The 20,423-nt window shown below is 61.3% G+C and carries 19 protein-coding genes; 12 read left to right on the top strand and 7 right to left on the bottom strand.

Annotated elements, in window-relative coordinates; translation table 11 throughout:
* Positions 1 to 66 precede the first annotated feature (66 nt).
* From ACFC20_RS16550 to ACFC20_RS16525, 6 genes are all read left to right on the top strand, one after another.
* A complete protein-coding gene (locus ACFC20_RS16550) occupies positions 67 to 870 on the top strand; it encodes a hypothetical protein (protein WP_375193962.1) in 804 nt (267 codons plus the stop codon).
* Positions 867 to 1,886, top strand: a complete 1,020-nt coding sequence (locus ACFC20_RS16545; RefSeq protein ID WP_375193961.1) for a hypothetical protein — start codon at positions 867 to 869, stop codon at positions 1,884 to 1,886. The genes ACFC20_RS16550 and ACFC20_RS16545 overlap by 4 nt, the downstream gene beginning before the upstream one ends.
* 112 nt (positions 1,887 to 1,998) lie before the next feature.
* The gene (locus ACFC20_RS16540) at positions 1,999 to 2,448 is read left to right on the top strand and encodes a DUF4124 domain-containing protein (protein ID WP_375193960.1); all 450 of its coding nucleotides are present in this window, start codon (positions 1,999 to 2,001) and stop codon (positions 2,446 to 2,448) included.
* 66 nt (positions 2,449 to 2,514) lie between these two features.
* The gene (locus tag ACFC20_RS16535; protein WP_375193959.1) at positions 2,515 to 3,390 is read left to right on the top strand and encodes a DNA ligase; all 876 of its coding nucleotides are present in this window, start codon (positions 2,515 to 2,517) and stop codon (positions 3,388 to 3,390) included.
* A gap of 117 nt (positions 3,391 to 3,507) precedes the next feature.
* A complete protein-coding gene (locus ACFC20_RS16530; protein WP_375193958.1) occupies positions 3,508 to 4,794 on the top strand; it encodes a glycerophosphodiester phosphodiesterase family protein in 1,287 nt (428 codons plus the stop codon).
* Positions 4,795 to 4,976: 182 nt separating this feature from the next.
* Positions 4,977 to 5,555 carry a porin family protein gene (locus ACFC20_RS16525; RefSeq protein WP_375193957.1) on the top strand — a complete coding sequence of 193 codons (579 nt, stop codon included), beginning with the start codon at positions 4,977 to 4,979 and terminating at the stop codon, positions 5,553 to 5,555.
* 71 nt (positions 5,556 to 5,626) lie between these two features.
* On the opposite strand, the gene cysK is transcribed toward ACFC20_RS16525, so the two are convergent.
* From cysK to ACFC20_RS16510, 3 genes are all read right to left on the bottom strand, one after another.
* The gene (gene cysK / locus ACFC20_RS16520) at positions 5,627 to 6,598 is read right to left on the bottom strand and encodes a cysteine synthase A (protein WP_375193956.1); all 972 of its coding nucleotides are present in this window, start codon (positions 6,596 to 6,598) and stop codon (positions 5,627 to 5,629) included.
* 72 nt (positions 6,599 to 6,670) lie between these two features.
* A complete protein-coding gene (locus ACFC20_RS16515) occupies positions 6,671 to 9,580 on the bottom strand; it encodes a transporter substrate-binding domain-containing protein (protein ID WP_375193955.1) in 2,910 nt (969 codons plus the stop codon).
* Between the two features lie 74 nt (positions 9,581 to 9,654).
* Positions 9,655 to 10,098 (bottom strand): methylglyoxal synthase, encoded by a 444-nt coding sequence (locus ACFC20_RS16510; RefSeq protein WP_375193954.1) that lies wholly within the window; start codon positions 10,096 to 10,098, stop codon positions 9,655 to 9,657.
* An 87-nt stretch (positions 10,099 to 10,185) separates the two neighbouring features.
* On the opposite strand from ACFC20_RS16510, the gene ACFC20_RS16505 reads away from it, so the two are divergent.
* Positions 10,186 to 10,965, top strand: a complete 780-nt coding sequence (locus ACFC20_RS16505) for an ATP-binding protein (RefSeq protein ID WP_375193953.1) — start codon at positions 10,186 to 10,188, stop codon at positions 10,963 to 10,965.
* Between the two features lie 3 nt (positions 10,966 to 10,968).
* Here the strand turns inward: ACFC20_RS16505 and ACFC20_RS16500 are convergent, their stop codons facing one another.
* From ACFC20_RS16500 to pdsR, 3 genes are read right to left on the bottom strand one after another with little or no spacing between them, the layout of a single operon-like run.
* Positions 10,969 to 12,291 (bottom strand): DUF3422 family protein, encoded by a 1,323-nt coding sequence (locus tag ACFC20_RS16500; protein ID WP_375193952.1) that lies wholly within the window; start codon positions 12,289 to 12,291, stop codon positions 10,969 to 10,971.
* A gap of 15 nt (positions 12,292 to 12,306) precedes the next feature.
* Positions 12,307 to 14,334 carry an ATP-binding protein gene (locus ACFC20_RS16495; protein ID WP_375193951.1) on the bottom strand — a complete coding sequence of 676 codons (2,028 nt, stop codon included), beginning with the start codon at positions 14,332 to 14,334 and terminating at the stop codon, positions 12,307 to 12,309.
* Between the two features lie 3 nt (positions 14,335 to 14,337).
* Positions 14,338 to 15,039: a proteobacterial dedicated sortase system response regulator gene (pdsR, locus tag ACFC20_RS16490; RefSeq protein WP_375183110.1), complete on the bottom strand. Its 702-nt coding sequence runs from the start codon at positions 15,037 to 15,039 to the stop codon at positions 14,338 to 14,340.
* A 191-nt stretch (positions 15,040 to 15,230) separates the two neighbouring features.
* On the opposite strand from pdsR, the gene ACFC20_RS16485 reads away from it, so the two are divergent.
* The 5 genes from ACFC20_RS16485 to ACFC20_RS16465 all read left to right on the top strand — a co-directional run bounded on the left by ACFC20_RS16485 (position 15,231) and on the right by ACFC20_RS16465 (position 19,444).
* The gene (locus tag ACFC20_RS16485; RefSeq protein ID WP_375183109.1) at positions 15,231 to 17,372 is read left to right on the top strand and encodes a marine proteobacterial sortase target protein; all 2,142 of its coding nucleotides are present in this window, start codon (positions 15,231 to 15,233) and stop codon (positions 17,370 to 17,372) included.
* The gene (locus tag ACFC20_RS16480; RefSeq protein WP_375183108.1) at positions 17,369 to 17,956 is read left to right on the top strand and encodes a class GN sortase; all 588 of its coding nucleotides are present in this window, start codon (positions 17,369 to 17,371) and stop codon (positions 17,954 to 17,956) included. Before ACFC20_RS16485 ends, ACFC20_RS16480 begins: the two co-directional genes overlap by 4 nt.
* A gap of 47 nt (positions 17,957 to 18,003) precedes the next feature.
* Complete coding sequence (locus tag ACFC20_RS16475; protein ID WP_375183107.1) at positions 18,004 to 18,702, top strand: lysophospholipid acyltransferase family protein; 699 nt, start codon at positions 18,004 to 18,006, stop codon at positions 18,700 to 18,702.
* Positions 18,703 to 18,797: 95 nt separating this feature from the next.
* Entirely contained in the window at positions 18,798 to 19,040 is a 243-nt protein-coding gene (locus ACFC20_RS16470; RefSeq protein WP_091988683.1) for a GlsB/YeaQ/YmgE family stress response membrane protein, read from the top strand.
* A 2-nt stretch (positions 19,041 to 19,042) separates the two neighbouring features.
* Positions 19,043 to 19,444, top strand: coding sequence for an MAPEG family protein (locus ACFC20_RS16465; protein ID WP_375183106.1), 402 nt, complete (start codon positions 19,043 to 19,045; stop codon positions 19,442 to 19,444).
* A 71-nt stretch (positions 19,445 to 19,515) separates the two neighbouring features.
* On the opposite strand, the gene ACFC20_RS16460 is transcribed toward ACFC20_RS16465, so the two are convergent.
* Positions 19,516 to 20,423 (bottom strand): ISL3 family transposase (locus ACFC20_RS16460; RefSeq protein WP_375193950.1); only part of this gene is annotated, 908 nt, incomplete at its 5' end.

Raw genomic sequence — 20,423 nt, 5'->3', positions numbered from 1 at the left:
TCAATCTGACAGGAGCGCTGCCTGATGGTCATACACCAGATTTGACAATAACTCGGCATGATGGCGATGGGTGCGCTGATGATGGTCAAGATGACTGAAGCCGGTGTTGCGCCGATACTGCTTGGTATGGGGCCGTGGGGCTGGGTATTGGCCGGTGCCACACTTGCCATAGGAGCGGGAATACTCGCAACAATTTTGGATGATCCACCTTTGGTGGATTGGTTAAAGAGGGGTCCGTTCGGCCCGGAGCAGGACAATGCCTATCCTCACCTAGTCAATAGTCCGAACGAAACTTTTTATCGACTGATAGATTTGCTGACCAAACCACGTATTTCATTTGAGACCGTCAACGACGTACACGCTAGATTGGCTCGCGATGGTTACGAAGTCGATCCTTTTAATGAGAAGGACTTTGAGCGCATCAATACTGTGGTCCGAATCGAGAACAATCTTTCAGCAATACTTGACGATGCATCATTGAGGGTTTCCATGCGGCTGGTGAGTGTTACCCGGACACCAACCCACCGAGGGATCATTGCCGCGCGAGAAATTCTGGCGGAGTCACCAGAAGTGCTGTTAGAGCAGCCTCTCATCAATGGCAAGCTTCTTTATATGGCCCTACCGCGCAGGGAAATCTTCAAGACATTCTTGGGGCAGGTGGGTGAGAAAACTCACGATTTACTGATCAGGGCCCAATGGCAGGCCTCGGTCAGAGTTGGCGGGATTAGTGAGACTTTCGTGTTCCCTGCGCCAGAACTTTATGATGGCACGGCCTTTAATCGGGATACCCACGGCGAGCCGGATTTTACTGAAACCGGCCAAGTGTTCTGGGCGAATGAGCGAAGTCACAGACCGGATGAAACGACATGAACGTCACTTTAAAAGACGCGGGCTACGCCTCCACGGCCTACCGAAGCAACCGCAAAACACATGAACCAGCAGAAGATCATCAGCAGGGTGCTGTTTTCCGTAAAAGCTGGACCATGGGAGAACCGTTATCTAAAGGTAAGCTATCCGGCATTTATCCCCCCCATTTTCTAGAAACTTGGGGACCCATGGAGGTGAGGGAGGACGAAGAGAATCTTCGTCGATTCAGGGCTGAGGCAGAAGCTGGAGGCGAGTCGTTCAAGCCAGTAGGCTGGATTGATGCGGAGAGTATCCGTTACGCCACCCTGCCCAAGGTAAGTTGGGCGTTACTTTGGATGCAGCACGGCGGACGGATTCTGTTCACCTGGTTATTGCCGCTTTTCGTGTTCGCTTGGACTGTTTTGTGGTTTATTCGGCCTGATAGAGATTCTTTTCCCCAATTCTTTGCGGATGGTGTTCTCCCCACGCTTGCTTTCTTCTTCCTCCCGATGCTCCTCTGCTGGGGCATCGGACGCTTCCTGGAAAAAAAATACCCCAAACTGGTCTACCAGGAACCCAAGGGACCGCTTTGGGAGCTCAACCGTCGCACTGGCATGGTGACCCTGTTCAAGGATCCGGAGAAAGACGGACAGTCTGGCGAAATCCGGGGTCAGGCTCCGTTCCACGAGTGGGACGGCTACCTGCTCAGCCTGCCGGATCACCAGGGGAACATCTGGTACCGATTGGTACTTGTCCATAAAACCCGAGAGTGGGCGTTGCCCATGAACCAGTTGTTGGCCGCAACGACTAACCGTGCAGATGTGCTCGCCTACTGGGATCTGGTCCGGCAGTACATGGATGTGTCCAAGCCGTTGCCAGACATTCCTCTGTTTGAGGCATGGCGCCACCTGGATCCTACGACCCGAGCCTATGATGAGAAAAACGGTCGAGACCCACATTACTGGCGCAACATGAGCGAGGAAGATTACGAGGCTTACAAGCGCCGGAACTGGACCGATCTAAACAATCATTCGTTCTGAGTACGATGCAGTGGGTAAACGCCAGAGCCCCGCAGACTATTGGACGACGCTGAACCTGGCTACCGTTTTCCGGAGACGTCACGGCGTAAATGACATTGAAAAGGAGTTCTGCGTGAAATCAATTCTGCTGCTGGTGTCGATCTGCCTGCTTCCTCTCCCGGCATCCGCCGGCGTCTACAAATGGGTGGATGCCAATGGCCAGACCCATTTTGGCGATCGACCGCCCGCGCAGGCGGCGTCCAGTGAAGTAACGGTTGATACCAGACCGGCTGAGGTGGATGCAACGGCCCGCCAACGCCACCAGAAAATGACCGAATTCGTGGAGCAGCAACAGGCGGAACGGCAGGCCCGGCAGGCGGCCGATGCCAAGGCCAAAAAAGCGGCCCGGGAACAGGCGGAGCAGTGCAGGGAATTGCGCGCACGGCTGAAGTTTCTGGCCAGTGTATCGACCTTCTACCACTTGAACGATCAGGGCGAGCGAGTGTTTGTCAGCGAAGCCGAGAACCGGCGCATTCGCGAAGACTTTCGCAGCAAGGTGAAGGACCAGTGCGGGAGCGACTGAAGCCCTGATCGCCCCGCTGGCTGGAAAGGAATGTCCGGCCCAACCAACCTGAGCAAAGGAACTGCCATGTATAACCCCATCCCGGGCGCCGCGCCTGCGGTGCTGTTTCTCCTCCTTTTTTCGTCTCTTCTCCGGGCAGCGCCTCCCGAGTTGGTATTGGCCAAGGTGTATGAAAAAGGCGTACCGCTGGAGCGCTACTGGGTCAGTGAAAAGCTCGACGGAGTACGGGCCTTCTGGACCGGGGATCGATTCCTTTCCCGGGGTGGACATGAGTACCGGGCGCCGGCCTGGTTTACCCGGGGTTTTCCGGAGCAGCCGCTGGACGGCGAGTTGTGGATGGGCCGGGGAACCTTCGCCGAGCTGTCCGGCGTGGTACGCAAGGCGGTGCCGGTGGATGAGGAGTGGCGGCGAGTTCGGTTCATGGTGTTTGATCTGCCCGTCCCGGGCGTTCCTTTTAATGAACGTCTGGAGCGCTTGAAGGCGGTGGTTGCCGGTGTGGATTCCCCGTTTCTGTCGGTTGTCGGGCAGAACCGGGCAACCAGCCACGACAACCTGATGGCGCGGCTTGACGCTGTCACCCGGGGCGGCGGGGAGGGTTTGATGTTGCGTCTTGGCAGCAGCCATTACGAAGCGGGAAGATCCGACGACCTGTTGAAGGTAAAGCAGTTCCTGGATGCCGAGGCTGTGGTGGTCCGTCACCTTCCGGGTTCAGGCAAATTCCAGGGGCTGATGGGGTCTTTGCTGGTGGAGCTGGAAAACGGCCGGCGTTTCCGGATAGGGACCGGGTTCAGCGAGGCGGACAGGGCGTCCCCGCCGCCAGTTGGCGCACTGATCACGTTCAAGTATTTCGGCCATACCGCCACCGGGCTGCCGCGCTTTGCAAGCTTTCTGCGTGTGCGCGACGACGAGCCAACTGGCGCGGCGGGGTTGGGTGGTTACTGACGCCGGTCGGGGATTTACGTGCAGCCATAGTGTGACGGTCACGGAAACGTCGTCAGGTCGTAATCCTCTGTGTGAACACTGCCTGTGCAGTATCATTCATTGGACAAGGAGCTGGTTATGAAGTTACGCATGTTTCTGGGGTTGTCGTTGTGCACGATTGCCCTGTCAGTGGCGCAGGCCGCGCCAGGCAAGTCTCACCATGAATCCTGGGTTCCCCCGGGGCTGGACGAATGGCACCAGCTGGATGCCAAAGCCCCGATTCAACTGGGCCCGCGACCCTTCTGGCTGGTCGAGGACATGGATGAGGGACCGCTGAAAGAACGCCTGCAGGCCTGCAACACCCGGCATCTCAAACGCACGGATTTCTCCATCGGCCACCGGGGCGCGCCGCTTCAGTTCCCGGAGCACACGCTCGAATCCTATGTGGCCGCGGCGCGAATGGGCGCCGGTATTGTCGAGTGCGATGTGGCCTTCACCAAGGATCGTGAGCTGGTCTGCCGACATGCCCAGAACGATCTGCACACCACCACCAACATCGTCGCCGTACCCGAGCTGAACGCCAAATGCACGCAGCCGTTCGTCCCGGCAGACCCGGCCAGCGGCACGCCCGCACAAGCCGAGTGTCGTACCAGCGACATCACGCTTGCCGAGTTCAAGAGCCTGAAAGGAAAGATGGATGCGTTCAATCCGATGGCGACAACGCCCGAAGAGTACCTGAAAGGCACCGCCGACTGGCGCACAGACCTTTACGCCAGTCGTGGCACCCTGATGACCCACAAAGAGAGCATCGAGCTGTTCAAGGCCCTCGGTGTGAAGTTTACGCCGGAACTCAAATCTCCGGTGGTGGATATGCCGTTCGAAGGCAACTACAGCCAGCAGGATTACGCTCGCCAGATGATCCAGGACTACATCGATGCCGGGGTGAAGCCGAAAGATGTCTGGCCCCAGTCCTTCAATCTTGCGGATGTCCTGTTCTGGGTAAACGAGACCCCCAGGTTTGGTAAACAGGCCGTGTTCCTGGACCAGTCAGCGCCCACACCGGAGAACACCTCGCTGGCGTACATGGAAAGCCTGAAAGCCCAGGGCGTGAACATTCTGGCCCCGGCTCTCTGGAAAATGCTGACGCTCGACAGCTATGGCGAGATCGTGCCCTCCGAATACGCGGATAACGCCCGCATGGCCGGTCTTGATCTTATCGCCTGGACGGCGGAGCGCAGCGGCCCCCTGTCGAATGGCGGTGGCTGGTACTATCAGTCCATCACCGACGCCATCAACAACGACGGCGATATGCTCACGGTGATTGACGTGCTGGCCCGGGAGGTTGGTGTGATTGGCATCTTCTCGGATTGGCCGGCGACCACCACTTTCTATGCCAACTGTATGGCCAGCACCGTCAAGCGCTGAGCCCTGGGGGCGCTCCGTTGGGGCGCCCCATCGTCATTTCTTCATGAACGACGAATGACGAATTCTTAGTCCGGACGTAACCCAATCCGGTCGGATTCCCCTGTACGGTGAGATCAGGTATCTGGAAGTAAGCTTTCAGATACCGGGTAAGGACAGGACATCTCAACCTCAGGAGGAACGTCATGCATTCCGCAACCCGCTATTCCCTTGCCGCTTTCCTGACCGCCTCTGCTCTCACAATGCCGGTCGCCATGGCTCAGAATGGCCCGGACCGGGACCAAACAGGCCCCTATGTCAGTGGTAGCTACGGTGGTTACAAAGCTCACGGAGGAGACTTTGAAGACGAAAACGATATGCTGGGCGCGGCACTCGGATATCAGTTCAATCCGCTGTTTGCCCTTGAGGCGGAGTACATCGATTTTGGCAACTTCGGTCAGGATGACGTAGAAGGCAAGCTCAAGGGTGTCAGTGTCGGCGCGGTTGGTCGTCTGCCGCTCACCGAGAGCTTCGGTGTCTATGGTAAGGCTGGCGCCTTCGCCTCGGCGCTGGATGTTGATGCCTTTAACGAGAGTGAAACCTACGATGAGGTCACTCCGTTTGTCGGGGCCGGCGTGGATTTCCGGGTGACACCGCGGTTGTCGGCCTTTGCCGAGTACAACCGCTACAACGTGGACGTGGATGAAGAGGACTTCAACGGACAGGTCACCAACAGTGGGCCGGAGTTCGATACCGGTCGCGTTGGCCTGAAGTATCAGTTCTGATGTCTCTATTGCCTGTGTTAGCAGCGAGGCGCGGTGTGCAACCGCGCCTCGCTGCATCGCTATCTCAGGTTCTATTGCACGTTCTCGAGCTCGCCGAACCGGTCGGCGAAAAGGGCGGACGAGAGATAACGCTCCGCGCTGTCCGGCAGAACCACCACGATATTCTTGCCCTGGTGCTCCGGCTGTTTGCTTACCCTCACTGCAGCCACGACAGCGGCGCCACAGGAAATGCCACAGAGAATCCCTTCCTCCTGCATCAGCCGGTGGGCCATGTCCATGGCCTCCTCATTGGATACTGCCTCCACCTGGTCCACGAGATCCAGATCCAGGTTCTTGGGCACGAAGCCCGCACCAATGCCCTGAATCTTGTGGGGTGAGGGTTTGGGGTCCTCGCCGTTCATCACCTGGCGAATCACCGGCGAATCGCTCGGCTCCACGGCTACCGTGTGGATCTGTTTGCCCTTGGTGTGCTTGATGTAGCGGGAGACGCCGGTCAGCGTGCCTCCGGTGCCAACGCCGGACACGAATATGTCGATGTCACCGTCGGTGTCGTTCCAGATCTCCGGTCCGGTGGTGTCCTCGTGAATCCGGGGGTTGGCCGGGTTCTGGAACTGCTGGGGCAGGAAATGGTTGTCAGGATCCGAGGCGAAGATCTCCTCGGCCTTGGCGATGGCGCCCGGCATGCCCTTGGCGGGCTCGGTGAGTACCAGTTCGGCCCCCAGTGCCTTCAATACCTTGCGACGCTCCAGGCTCATGGACGCCGGCATGGTCAGAATCAGTTTGTAACCCCGGGCCGCCGCCACGAAGGCCAGGGCAATGCCGGTGTTGCCGCTGGTGGGTTCAACGATGGTCATTCCCGGTTTCAGGGTGCCGCGTTTTTCGGCATCCCAGATCATCGCGGCACCGATCCGGCATTTTACCGAATAGGCCGGATTGCGGCCTTCGATCTTGGCCCAGATGGTGGCGCCGTCGTTCACGCGGTTGAGTTTGACGAGCGGGGTGTTACCGATGGAGAGGGAGTTGTCCTCGTAGATACGTGCCATGGCGGTCTCCTGATGGTTGTCCTTGTTCCACAAGCATAGTAGCACCGGTGGCGTTCAGGTAACGATCAGGCGTCAGATTGCCCGCACCTCGGTCCGGTTGCGGCCGTTCTGCTTGGCCTGATACAGGGCGTTGTCGGCCTGGCGGAGGTATTCCGCGGCGGTTGCCTCCGGCCCCGGCTTGCCGGTAGCCAGGCCAATGCTGATGGTTATGCGGATGTCCTCACCCTGGAATCGAACGCTGGCGGCGGCCACGGCCTCCCGCAGGCTCTCCAGTCGGTTACGGAATTCGTCGCGGTCTTCAAAGCTGGCAAATACCACGAACTCTTCGCCACCAAAACGGGCCAGACGGTCGGTCTCGCGCCGGAAGTGCGAGCGCATGATTTCAGCCAGGGTCTTGAGGCAGAGGTCGCCGGCCTCGTGGCCATGGGTATCGTTGATTCGCTTGAAATGATCGGCGTCCACCATGGCCACCGCAAACCCGGAGTGGTGGCGCTGGCACCACTGGAAGCTCTTGCGGAATTCCTGATCAAAATAGCTTCGGTTACCCAGCTGGGTGAGGTCGTCGGTGACGCTCAGGCGGGCGAGGGTTTCGTTGGCAACGGCCAGCTCCCGGTTGAGCCGGCCGAGCTTGCGGTTCCAGTAAATCAGCAGCACGGCGATCAGGGCACCTACGAGGGCCAGTTGCCAGAGCAGGGAATAATCCACGGACTGTTTCAGCTGGATGTTTCGCCAGTGACTCTCCAGGCTTCGTCGCTCATCGACGGTGAGGCTTGCTACCAGTTTCTGCATGATGCCCAGCAACAGTGGTTCATCCGCGCGGGTAGCCACCGAGAGTGACCAGTCCGCCGGGATGCGGCCAATCACTTTCAGTTCGGGAAAGCCCTGGTCCTGAATGTAATGACTGGCCGTTGGCAAAGTCGTGATGTACCCGTCCAGCTCGTGGCGTTGCAGTCGGCGAAGCCCATCCTGTTCGTTCGGTACTTCAATCAGGTTGAGCGACGGGTATCGTTCTTTCAGTAACTCGGCAAAGGCATAGTCCTCCACCACGCCCACTTTCTGGCCACGCAGGTCGCCGACCCGTTCAATAAACGGGGCTTCGATCCGACCGAGCACCACATTGGGCACCACCAGGTAGGGTTCTGTGAAATTCATGAACTCGGACCGCTCCGGTGTCTTCATGGCCATGGCCAGGAGGTCGCAGCGCCGCTCCCGGGCGGCGACCATGGACTGCTGCCAGGTGTCGGTGGGCAGCACGTCGAACCGGATCGGGGTCCGTTCCGCAAATAGGCGGAATACCTCTGCGGAAAGGCCGACATGCTGGCCCTCACTGTCGAAACCTTCCAGCGGCAGCCAATCGGGATCGATGCACATGGACAAGCGGTGGCCGCGGGCTTCGAGCCACTGTTTCTCGCCTGCACTGAGGGACACTTCGCCCGTGGCCGACCTTTGCCGGCTGTTACTGGCGCCAAGCCATCGGTTTTCGATGGTGCGCATTTCGTCGGCGCTGATACTGGCCAGGGCCTGGTCCAGAATGTCGGCCAGTGGCGACAGCCCCGGGCGCACCCCAAAGCGCAGATCCTCACCGGGAAGGCCTTCCAGCAGCAGCTCACCGGCGATGCGCACACCCGTGAGGCCCAGCTCCCGGATCCAGAAATTGCCGTTGGGCAGTGCCGCCAGAACCACGTCCACCTCGCCCCGGGCGAGGGCTTCGAACATGGCATCCTGCGTGGTGAAAACCCGGGCATTGTCGCCCAGCCTCTCGCGAACAGGTTGCTCGTAATAGATACCCGAGCCGAGCGCCACCCGCCGACCCTGTAAATCGGCCAGTGAGTTGAACTCCAGGTCGGGATCAAGGGTAAAGGCAACGTTCGGTATGGTGTGGTAGGGCTCGGTATAACGGGTAAAGGCGGTGCGCTGAGGGCGGAACGACATGTTGGCGAGCAGGTCGATCTCACCGTCACGAAACAGCGGCAGCAGCTCAACCCATTGACCGCTCACCGGGATCACCTGCAGGCCGGTCAGGTCGGACAAACGGTGCAGCACGTCGACCGTCAGGCCCTCGATGCGGGTGCCGCTTTCGAAACTGTAGGGGGCATAATCACGCATGAGCCCGACCCGCACCGGCCCGGTTTCGGCAATGAATCGGCGCTGTTCCGGGCTGAGCACCAGGTCCTCGGAAGCGGACAGCCGGGTGCCACCGAATTCCTGCCAGCGTTCCAGCAGTTCCAGAATGCGTTTCTCGGGAATCTTCTCGAGACTCGTCTTGATCTGCTCGAACAGCCCTTCATTGGATTTCAGGACACCGAGTCGGAAATCCTCCCTGGACAGCTCGCCCAGTGGCGCTTCACCCGCAATGGCGAGAAAACGAAACCCGGCCTCGTTGGCGTAATACTGCAGGGTCAGCCTTGGCCCGATAATCACATCCACCCAGCCGAATGCCAGGGCGCGGATCAGGCTGTACAGGGAGTCGTAGCTGGTGTGCTCGATGCCATTTTCACGCAACCGCTCGGCATAGTAGACGTCGCGGACCACGCCCACGCGCAAACCCTGCAAATCCTCGATGGTTTGCACCTTGCCTATGGGGTGTTGGGTGTCGTGCATCAGGTAGGTCTGGCGAATGTGGTAGGGCTCGGTGAACAGGATCTGCTGTGCGCGGTCCTGACGAAAGGAGATGCCATCGATTGCCTGCAGCTCGCCCCGCATGAAGGCCCCGTAGACCTCTGGCCAGCTACCGGCGCGAAAGGTGAACTCAAGGCCCGAGTGCTTCGCCACGTCCCTCAGAACATCAACGGAAAAACCGGCGGCCGTGCGACCCTCAACGAAGGAGTAGGGTTTGTTATCGGCCACGATGCCGATGGTGATGGGAGTGGTGGTTTCCTGGCCGTGGGCAGAGGCGGAAACGAGCAGCCCCGTGATGGCCAGCAGAACGGAGACGGCGACGCTCACGAACGGGTTCGAACAGGGATGGGCAGGGCGGTTCATGGGGGTGCCGACGGTCCTTTACAGCTACACATTCAGTGTAGTCTCAACCGTCGACCTTGCCCACTGCCGGATTGTCAGGCGCTGACGGTTCGGCCCGTATAATCGGAGAAATCAGGTTTTCTGGGCTGGTGCTGGTCGTCGGTCATGTAGGCGGACGTCAGGATGAATTCCGCGGTGGCGCGGTTACAGGCCACCGGAATGTTCCAGAGGGCTGCGATGCGCAGCAGCGCCTTGATATCCGGGTCGTGGGGCTGGGGTTCCAGGGGGTCCCAGAAAAACACCAGAAGGTCGATTTCGCCCTCGGCAATCTTGGCGCCAATCTGCTGGTCGCCACCGAGGGGGCCGCTGAGCAGGCAATGCACATCGTCCCGTTCCAGGCTCTCACGAAGCAGGCGACCGGTGGTACCCGTGGCATAAAGCTTCAAGGCGGAGAATCGGGTGCGGTTTTCGGCGACCCAGTCCACCAGTTCCTTCTTTTTGTTGTCGTGCGCCACCAGAGCGACGGATTTTACGGCCATTTGAGGTAAAGTCTCCTGTGCAAACCGGTTGATTGCTAACGGCCAGTGTTTCACAGGCTGGCCCTGGACGGAATAGGAAAGAGGTGTATGTCCGCGACTGACTCCATTGACTGGAAAACCACGCCGGCGGCGGTCTGGCGACGTCATCGCTCGGGCCTTCGGCCAATCAGGCGGCTCGATCCCGTGCAGTGGAGCGATCTGACGGGTATTGATCGGCAGCAGCAGGCCCTGGGCCGGAACACCGAACGGTTCCTGAGCGGAACCCCTTCCAACAATGCGCTGCTCTGGGGCGCCCGTGGCACTGGCAAGTCGTCGTTGATCAAGGCCCTGCTCAATCGCTATCAGGAACGTGGGTTGCGCATGATTGAGGTAGACAAGGATGACCTGGTCAACCTGCCGGAAATCGTGGACGAGATCTGCGACCTGCCGTTCCGGTTCGTGATCTTCTGCGATGATCTGTCCTTTGACGTGGGCGAGACCGGCTACAAAGCCCTTAAAAGCGTACTGGAGGGCTCTCTGGAGCTGCCCCCGGAGAATGTCCGGGTGTACGCCACCTCCAACCGCCGGCACCTGATGCCGGAGTTCATGGCCGATAACCTCAAGAGCGAGATGCGCGATGGCGAGCTGCATCCGGCGGAGGCCATCGAGGAACAGGTGTCCCTGGCGGACCGGTTTGGTCTGCAGCTGTCGTTCTACGCGTTTTCCCAGGATGTCTACCTGCAGGCGGTGGATGCCCTGTTCCCGAACGTGACAGACCGCGACGCCCTGCATCGGGAGGCCATTCGCTTCGCCACCGCCAAGGGCGTTCGCAATGGTCGCACCGCCCAGCAGTTCTACCGCCAGGTGGCCGAAAAACCGGGGCACTAACCGTTACTGATGTTTGGCCATTCGGATAAAACGATGGTGAACCACACGCACGCCCAGATAGACCAGGGCCATCACCACCGGAATGGCGATGCCCAGGATGAGGGTCTTGTTGAAATCGACGCCGGCGTCGTGGGCAGACTCCAGCCCCAGTTTCAGTAACCCGACCAGGTAGTAGGTAATGGCCACCACCGAGAAGCCTTCCACGGTGTGCTGCATCATCAGCTGGATCTTGGAGCGGCGGTCCATGGAGCTCAGTACCTGCTGATTCTGGCTCTGGATGGCCAGCTCAACCCGGGTACGCATCATGTCGGAAGCCCGATCCACCCTCCGGGACAGATCCTCCAGGCGCTCACTGACGGCCTCGCAGGTTTTGACTGCCGGCGTCAGGCGCCGGGTCATGAACTCGGTGAGCGTCAGGTGGCCGGAAAGCTCGTCTTCCCTCAACTCCTCCAGCCGCGTCAGTACCAGTCGGTGGTAGGCGCGGGTGGCCGAAAACCGGAAGGTGGATTGGGCCCGGAAGGCTTCAATCCGGGCGGCAATATGGGTCAGCCGGGCCAGCAGGGTTTCCTCGTCCACCGCCTCGTTCTCGGCCAGCGACCGGGTAATCACCGCCAGCTGCTCGTCCATGTCGTTCAGGGCGGGCGTTATCTCCCTGGCAACCGGCAGGGCCAGCAGCGACATCAGGCGGTAGGTCTCGATTTCCATCAGCCGCTGGGTCAGTCGCCCCAACTGGCTGTCGGACATGTGGTGGTTCATTACCATGAACCGCCCGAAGCCGTCGCTGTGCAGGCGAAACGTGCCCCAGACCCGTGCGGCGCCTTCCTGGGGGCTGCTGCCCACCAGCCGCATGCCCTCGAAGTGCTTGCGCACATAGTCCAGGTCGTCCCGGGTGCCATCGGCGGCAGGCCTGACATCCAGATGGAAGGCGGCAATCACGGTGCCGGTCAGCGCTTCGAGCCAGCCTTCCGGCAGGGGTGAGATGCCGGTTTCCAGGAACGGAGCCTGATCGCTCGCTGCCAGATTGATGAAGGTGTAGGACGCAAACTCCATATGCATTTCGCGCCGGACCCGGAGAGTGCCTGAGGAGAGAGTGCCGAAGGTGTGCTCGAAACAGCTCACCTCCTGTTCTGGCACCGGGTGCCCCAACAGGCGGTGGAGCTCCTGGAGGTGATGGAATTGCGCCTGTCGCTGTTCGGGCGTGGTCAGCACCGCGATCTGGGTGACCCGAGCCGGGGTGGGCAGAACCTGGAACGGCCGGGAGTGCAGCTCGTTATAAAGCTCGTTTCGAAGCGGATGGATATCGAGGGAAGCCAGGCGTGAGCTCACGGGGCGGTCCTGTCATCAAGTGTGGATAGCTGGGATGGTAACCCGGAAGCAAACCCCGTCAATGCCACTTTGGGCGCGGTTCTGCGCCTCCACCCGGCCTCCATGGTAGTCCGCAATCAGGCTGACAATGAGCAGGCCCTGGCCCAGGTGCCCCTGTTGCTGACCCTCCCGGAGCGACACAAACGGGCTGAAGATATCGGTGTCCCGGGCCTCGGGGAGCCGGGACCCCTCATTGAATACCGACAGCTGCAACGATCCGGCCTCCCGCCCGACAGCCACTTCAATCAGACCGTCTTCGGGCGTGAAATCGCGGGCGTTATCCACCAGCTTGTCCAGAAGCTGAACCATTAGCTCCGGTGAGCCCAGCATCGGGCAGGGCTGGTCCGGACCAACAAACTGGATGCGATGGTGGCTGTCCAGCGCCTGGTAGGCGGCGGTGGCTTCGGCAACCACCCCGGCAAGGTCAAAGGGTTCCTTGTCGGCGTGGTCGAGGCTTTGTTCGAGGCGGGCCGCCTCGCTCATGCCGTTGAGGATCTGGCTCAGGCGATCAGTGGCCAAGGCTGCCCGGTCGAGGTACTGGCGTCGCTCCTGGTCGGACTGGCAATGGTGCAGGTTTTCCAGCGAAGAGCGAACCACCGCGACCGGGGTCTTGAGCTCATGGGAGAGTCGCCTGGAAAAGCTCTCGAGGTAGCGATTGTAGCCCTGCAGGCGGTCCACCATCAGGCTGAACTGGCGTTGCAGCTGCCCCAGCTCGTCGTTGGCCCGTGACGGTGGCACGGTGCCGGTAATGCGTCCGTCCTCGTCGATGCTGGCACCAACCGCCCGTTCCAGCCGGGTGATGCGCCAGGACAGCCAGCTTGCGTAACCCAGCAGAACCAGCGTCAGGGCGACGATGATCAGGGTACTGCGCGCAATCACCGAACCCAGTGTGGAGCCCGACAGCGTCAGCAACTCATCAATGGACTGCTCGAGAATCAGCGTTCGATTGCCGAAAACGGGGCGGGTGGTCAGCAGCCAGACACTGCCGTCGTCATGCCTCACCAGGCCCTGATCGGGCAGACTCTCCGGCGCCAGCCGGTCGATGCCGGTGGCAAGGGCCGCCGGTTCCGGCTGGTAGAAGCGTATCAGCGCCCGTAGCGCGTTCAGACTGATCTGCTCAATCACCTGAAGTGGCGTAAGCGTGTCGAATGCCACCCCGGTTTCCCCGGGATCCCCGCGCTGCGTGGCGATGACCCAGCCCGCCGGCTCGATCAGACGCACCTGCTGGCCACTGCCGAGCCGGGGCGCAAGCCGCCGTTCAATGATTGGCTGCCGCCGCACCAGCACCGGCAGGGGATCGGTGACGGTGGCCACCGCTTCGTCGGGGCTATCGCCCCATTCGGCACGGAAGCCCAGCCGGCTGCGCTCCGGCGGTGCGGGCAATTTGAGTTCCACCTGCCAGCCCGAACCGGCACCCTGCCAGACGCCGGATACCCGATAGTCCGGCGCACCGGAGGTGGCAGACAGGCCGTAGAACTGGCCCGGCGCCGGTGTTTGCAGCCGCCATGCCTGGCCTGATTCCGCACCCAGGTTGCCGGAGGGCGGCCGGAGCCAGAGCGTCAGGCGATCGTAGGGCTGGTCGGGCAACCCCGGGTTGAAGAAAACCGGTTCGCGCTGGTTAACCCGTATCAGCAGGTACAGGTGCCGTTCGTCCGTTGCGGCCTGCCACTGCAGGGTTGGTTGGTCAGCATCGGGCGTTGCCTGGCCCTGCCATTCGGAGCGGCCGCCGTCCTCCTCGTAACCCGGCCAGTCGTCACCGTAGCCGTCAAGATTCAGGGTTCCGGTCAGCGATTTCACATAGATGGCCGGCTGGCCCGGCGCGACCGGGTCCAGACCCACGAGGGCGTCGCCTGCCACGTCGGCCAGGCGCACCGCCTGCTCCTGAAGCTGCTGACGGGCCTGCTGGCGCAGGGCGTCGTCCAGCTCCAGGACAAACTGCAGGCCGGCCCAGGGGATCAGCAACATCAACAGGCTGGCAACGAACAGCTGGCGCTTCAGGTTCAAGGATCAGACCTCACGGGCATTCCAGCGGTAGCCCATGCCATAGGCAGTCTGGATGCCGTCAAAGCTGTCGTCCAGCTGCTGGAACTTGCGGCGGATGCGCTTGATGTGAGAGGTCACGGTGTTGTCATCGAGCACCGTGCTGGCGGCGTCCATCAACTGCTCCCGGCTGCGGACGTGGCCGGGGTGCTGAACCAGGGAGTGCAGCATCCAGAACTCGGTAACGGTGAGGTCAATGGGGGCATCGTCCCAGGCCACTGTCATCCGGTCGACGTTCAGGCTGAGGCGACCCCGCTGCAGGATTTCATCGGGCTTCTGCAGGGCTTCGGCCCAGGCATCGGCTCGGCGCAGCAGGGCGGTTACCCGGGCCAGCAGGTGGTCCAGGCTCATGTCCTTGGTGACATAGTCGTCCGCGCCGAGGCGCAGACCGTGGACCGAATCAATATCGCTGTCTCTGGCGGTCAGAAAGATGATGGGCAGGGTGGGGGACAGGCGCCTGAGATCCTGGCACAGGGTAAAGCCGCCCTCGGGTTCGTCGCCCAGGCCGACATCAATAATTGCCAGATCTGGCAGACCTTGGCGCAGGGACTGCCAGGCTGCAGCGCGATCACCATGGGCCGTTACGCGATAGCCCCGGCGCTCAAAGGCCGCCCGGTAGTTGTCGCGTATGGCCGGCTCGTCCTCGATCAGTACCAGGTGTTTTTTCATGATGCGGCGGTTTCCTTGGCCGATGGGTTCCTATTTAACCACGCCACTCCGGGAGCACAAGGCCGAAGGGGCTGGTTGCCACAATTCATCATTTTTGGGTGGCCGGTTTGCCGTTTTCTGACACGGCTGTTCCTTCCGGGATTGCTGGAATGGGTGTCATTGCCCAGTCATGCACTCACAAGGAACCTGCCATGATGCTTTCACGTTTCATTCCCTCCCCGACGCCGGTGCTGAGCCAACCCTGCCTGCGTTCTGCCCGGAGCGAGGCGCGCCAATCCCGCCGGGTCAGGCGCATGGCAGAGGCTGTCAGCCTGTGGCTGGCGGTGTTGCTGATGCTGTTTGTTCATCCTCTTTACGCCGAGGCAAGTGAGCCAGAGAGCGCCGGCCAGTTGCATCTTGTCGATGGCCAGGGGCAGTGGCGGGAGCCGGCGCTGGTCCTGGACAGCGACTTCCGGGTGCGGGTCAGTGGCCTGATTGCCGACACCCGGCTGCAGCGACGGTTCAGGAACACCAGCGACCGGTGGCGCGAGGGGATCTTCGTGTTCCCCCTGCCGGAAAAGGCGTCGGTGTACGGACTGACCATGACCGTTGGTGAGCGGACGGTGGAGGGCAGAGTGCTGCCCAGGGCTGAGGCCGAAAAGACGTACGAACAGGCAAGGCAGGCCGGGCAGCATGCGGCGGCCGTGGAGCAGCAGCGGCCCAATCTGTTCACCGCCCGGGTTGCGAACATTCCGCCGGGTGAAGCTGTAACGGTAGAGCTTCGTTACCAGCAACCGGTGCACTACCGGGCCGGTGTATTCGAGCTGACGCTGCCCACCACCCTGACGCCCCGGTACATGCCCGGCCAGCCGGTGAGTCAGACACCGTCCACATGGCAGGGCGGCTGGGCCCTGCCAACCACCGAGGTCCCGGATGCGGGGGCCATCAGTCCGTTTACGGTTATGCCGGAGGACGTGGGCGATGACAGCCACCGGGCGTCCATTGAGGTGATCCTGGAGCCCGGACTGCCCCTGGCCGGAGTCGACAGTCCGAGCCATGCCCTGGCCACCGGCCAGGACGGCGCTCGGTATACGGTGTCGCCAGCCGGTGGGGAGATGCTGATGGACCGGGACTTTGTGCTGCGCTGGCGGCCGGTGGCCGGTAACGCGCCCTCGGCGACGGTGTTCCACCAGTCCTGGCAGGGTGAGGATTACCTCATGGCCATGGTGTTGCCGGGGCAGGCTGGTCAATCGTCACTGCCCAGGGATCTGGTGTTTGTGATCGACACCTCCGGCTCCATGGCCGGCGAATCCATCCGGCAGGCACGGGCCGCTCTGCAGGCGGGACTGGGCACCCTCACACGCCAGGATCGGTTCAATATCATCCAGTTCAACAGCCAGACACATTCCCTGTTCATGGCACCGATGCCAGCCTCGGGCAATAACCTGGCCCGGGCCCGTGGCTACGTGGACCAGCTTGCTGCCGACGGTGGGACGGAGATGGCACCGGCGCTGGCACTGGCGCTGCAGAATTCCGGGGACGGGTCGGAGTCGGGCCCCCGTGTGCGCCAGGTGGTGTTCATCACCGACGGCGCCGTTGGTAATGAGGCGGCCCTGTTCCGCCAGATTCGGAAGCAGTTGGGCAATCGCCGGCTCTTTACCGTGGGTATCGGCTCGGCGCCCAATCGTCATTTCATGCGTGAGGCGGCCCGGTGGGGCCGGGGCACCTACACCGCCATCCATGGGCCATCGGATCTCGGCGGCCCGCTCCAGGCCCTGTTCAACGCCATGGAAGCGCCGGTACTGACCGATATCCGGGTGCAGTGGCCGGATAGCGCAGGGTTGGCTGAGAATTATCCGGCCCGGGTGGGCGACCTGTTCCAGGGCGAGCCCATGATCAGCGTTGTCCGGGGCGTGCCCCCGCAGGGTCTGCTCAGGGTTGCAGGCCGGTCGCCGGACGGCACAGTCTGGGAGCAGTCCCTGGATCTGCAGCAGGCGGCCCCGGGCTCGGGATTACACCGGCATTGGGCCAGGGCAAAGCTCGACAGCCTGTTGGATGCGGGAACCGTGTCCGGTGTCGAAGTCGATAAAGACGCGATAACCCGATTGGCAGTCAGGCACGGGCTGGTATCGCCTTACACGAGCTTTGTTGCGGTGGACACATCGCAAAGCCGGAACGCCGAATCGGAGCTGGTCTCGGACCAGATCCCGACGCTGCTGCCCGCCGGCAGTTCCCAGGGTATGCTCCGTTACCCGCAAACCGCCACCATGGCGCCCTTGCTGCTGGCCCTCGGCCTGGTGGGGCTGATGTTTTCGCTGGCGCTGCTGATGCTGAACCGGAGGGTATGCCCATGAGCCGCCTGTTGCTTTTGCTGTTCACCAGCTCTGCTACGCTGTTGGTATTCGGGCTCTGGATTCCCCTGAAGGCGGTGGTGGCTCAGGAGCTGTTGGCGCTGGCCTGGGCCGAGAGTCAGGCGCGCCAGTCGCAGACCCGCCCCTGGCCGTGGGCAGACACCTGGCCAGTGGCGAGGCTGGCCATGCCGGCGCTTGATGAGTCGGTGATTGTGCTGGCAGACACCAGTGGTGAAAGCCTGGCGTTTGGTCCGGGGCTGCTTGCCGGCGACGGCGATCGGGGGCCGGTGGTTATCGCCGGTCACCGCGACACGCATTTTCGTGGGCTGGCAGGCCTGGAGCCGGGCCAGGAACTGCGACTCCAGGGTGAACAGGGCCGCTGGCGTCGCTATCGGGTGGACGGAGCACGGGTGGTGGACAGCCGCTCGGCGCTGATTGACACCGAACAGTTGCCGGAGGGCGCGTTGCTGCTGATTACCTGCTACCCCTTCGACGGCATCGATGCAGGCGGCCCCTTGCGGTATGTGGTCAGGGCCTCGGCGCTCGACCACACACGGGAACAAATTGACACTGTTGCCGGCATCTAGGTTTGGCGTACACTTGTGCGCCTTTGTTCGATTGCAGAGTGTTGTGGATGGGTGTTCTGAGAAAATTTCTGGCCTGGTTGAGTGTGCCGGTCATTTGCCTGATTGCGCTGGTTCTGTATCTGGCCCGGCCGTTCAACCCCGATAACAACCGTTTGCTCGGTGCCGCCGTTGCCCGCGTCGGCCGGGCACTGCTGGGTATGGAACGTCCTCTGGAGGGGCGGGAAAACATGCCCCAGGACCGTCCCACGGTGGTAATCGCCAATCACCAGCATAACGACGACCTGTTCGTGATGGGCGACCTGCTGCCGCCGCGGACGGTCACCGTCGGCAAATCCGCCCTGGTCTGGGTGCCGTTTTTCGGACAGGTATTCTGGCTCGGTGGCAATGTGATCCTCAATCGGAAGCGCTCCAAGAAAGCGGTGGCGTTGATGCAGGCTACCAGCCAGGCCATTGCCCGGGATCGCAAGAGCCTGTGGGTATTCCCAGAGGGTACCCGGAGTCGGGGCCGGGGCCTGCAAACCTTCAAGAAAGGCGCTTTTCATGCCGCCGTGGCCGCCGGCGCGCCCATCACCATGGTCTGCGCCCAGGAATACCGGGATCAGGCGGTTGGCTGGAGCGGGCGCCGGGAGTCGGTCGTGATTCGCATCCTGCCTCCCGTGGAAACCGAGGGCCTCTCCACCGAAGACATCCCACAGCTCATGGCGCGATGCCACGAGCAGATGGCGCAGGCCATCGCCTCGCTCTGAGTACCTGTGGCGAAGTGCTTGATGCACCAGTGGAAACAGTGCAGTCTTTGCGGGACTGATCCTTTCGTCCAACGACCCTCAGGGAGAGGCAAGCAATGAATCTGATACTGTTTCTTATTATCGGTGGTGTCGCCGGCTGGCTGGCCGGCCTGATCATGAAAGGCCGTGGCTTTGGAGTACTCGCCAACATCGGCATTGGCATTGTGGGCTCGGTGATTGGCGGCTTTGTCTTTCGCCTGCTGGGCCTGGCGGCCCAGGGAGCCGTGGGTGAACTGGTCACCGCCACCGTCGGTGCGATTCTGCTGCTCGCCATTGTCAGCAAGATCAAGAAGGGCTGAGCATGATCGTACCTGTTACCGGAGTGTTCGCTGCCGTCACCGGCATTCTGCTGCTGGTGTTGTCGATCCAGGTCGTCAAATTCCGGCTGAAGTATCGCAAGGGCATGGGCGTGACCGACGACCGGGATTTCGAGGCGGCGGTCCGGGCCCATGCCAATCTGGTGGAATACGCCCCCCTGGGCCTGATCATGCTCGCCATCGCCGAGCTCAATGGCGTGGCCAGCGGCCTGATCTACTGGACCGGCATGGCCCTGGTGGTCGGTCGCATCCTCCACGCCTGGGGCATGATCAACGGTCGGGGCGGGCCCCACAAGGCGCGGATGATCGGCATCCTGCTGACCTGGCTGGCCATTCTGGCCGCGGCCATTTTCCTGCTCTGGAACGTCTGGAGCCTGTACGGCTGAATGTTGCGGCGGCCCGGTGGCCGTGCGATAAGCGACAGCGAAAAGGGGCCCTTGGGCCCCTTTTTTTGGGTTCATCGCGCTTTACCGGGAAACGCTGCTTTTATCTTCAAGAAGAAGTAGCCGTTATCCCGGTAGCCATACGCCATCCTCTTGATCACCTTGATCTTGTTGTTCATGCCTTCCAAGACGCTGGTGTTCATGCGGTAGATCGCACTGGCAATGATCCCTTCTATATAGCCTTTGAGGCGTCGAGCAAATTGCTGGACCGGCGCCAATCCGCTGCTCATGGCGAGTTCCAGCCATTCCTCCCAGCGCCGTCTGGCCTCGGCTTCAGACGGGGCATACCAGAGTTCTTTGAGTTGGTCTTTCAGCAGGTAAACGGTCATCAGGGGCTGGTTGGCTTGAAGCAGCTCTTCCAGCTTCACGGCCTGCTCAGCCTTGAGGTTGTCTCGGTTCCTCAATAGTAACCAGCGACTGCGTTTAACCACTTTGCGCGCTGGCTTGTCATGACGCAGCTGGTTCGACTGATCAACCCTGACGCGGTCGATCACTTCGCGGCCGAACTTGGCCACGACATGGAACAGGTCGTAAACAACCCGAGTCTGAGCACAGTGGTGCTGGACCTCCAGGTCCATGGCCGTGTTCATGTCCATCGCGACCGCTTCGATCTGAGCGCAAGCCTCTGGCCCCAGCCATTCAAAGAAGGGCCGTATGGCCTGTCGGCTATTACCCTCTCCAACCCAGAGAACCTGCTGAGTGTCGGCGTTGATCACAACGGTGGCATAACGGTGGCCCTTAAACAGGGCAAACTCGTCCATGATCAGGCGCCGTATCTGGCTGCGGTCTGGCTCGACAACCTCACGGCCAAGCCGACGGTGATCAATCGCTTTGACCGTATGCCAGTGCAGCCCTAACAGGCGAGCCACATGCTGAACCGGCATCAGCCGAACCAGAGATTCGACCCAACTGACCATGCCCG

This window comes from Marinobacter sp., assembly GCF_041984545.1.
Lineage (GTDB): Bacteria > Pseudomonadota > Gammaproteobacteria > Pseudomonadales > Oleiphilaceae > Marinobacter.
The sequence above is the reverse complement of the archived record's forward strand: the minus strand, read 5'-3'. Positions and strand labels throughout refer to the sequence as shown.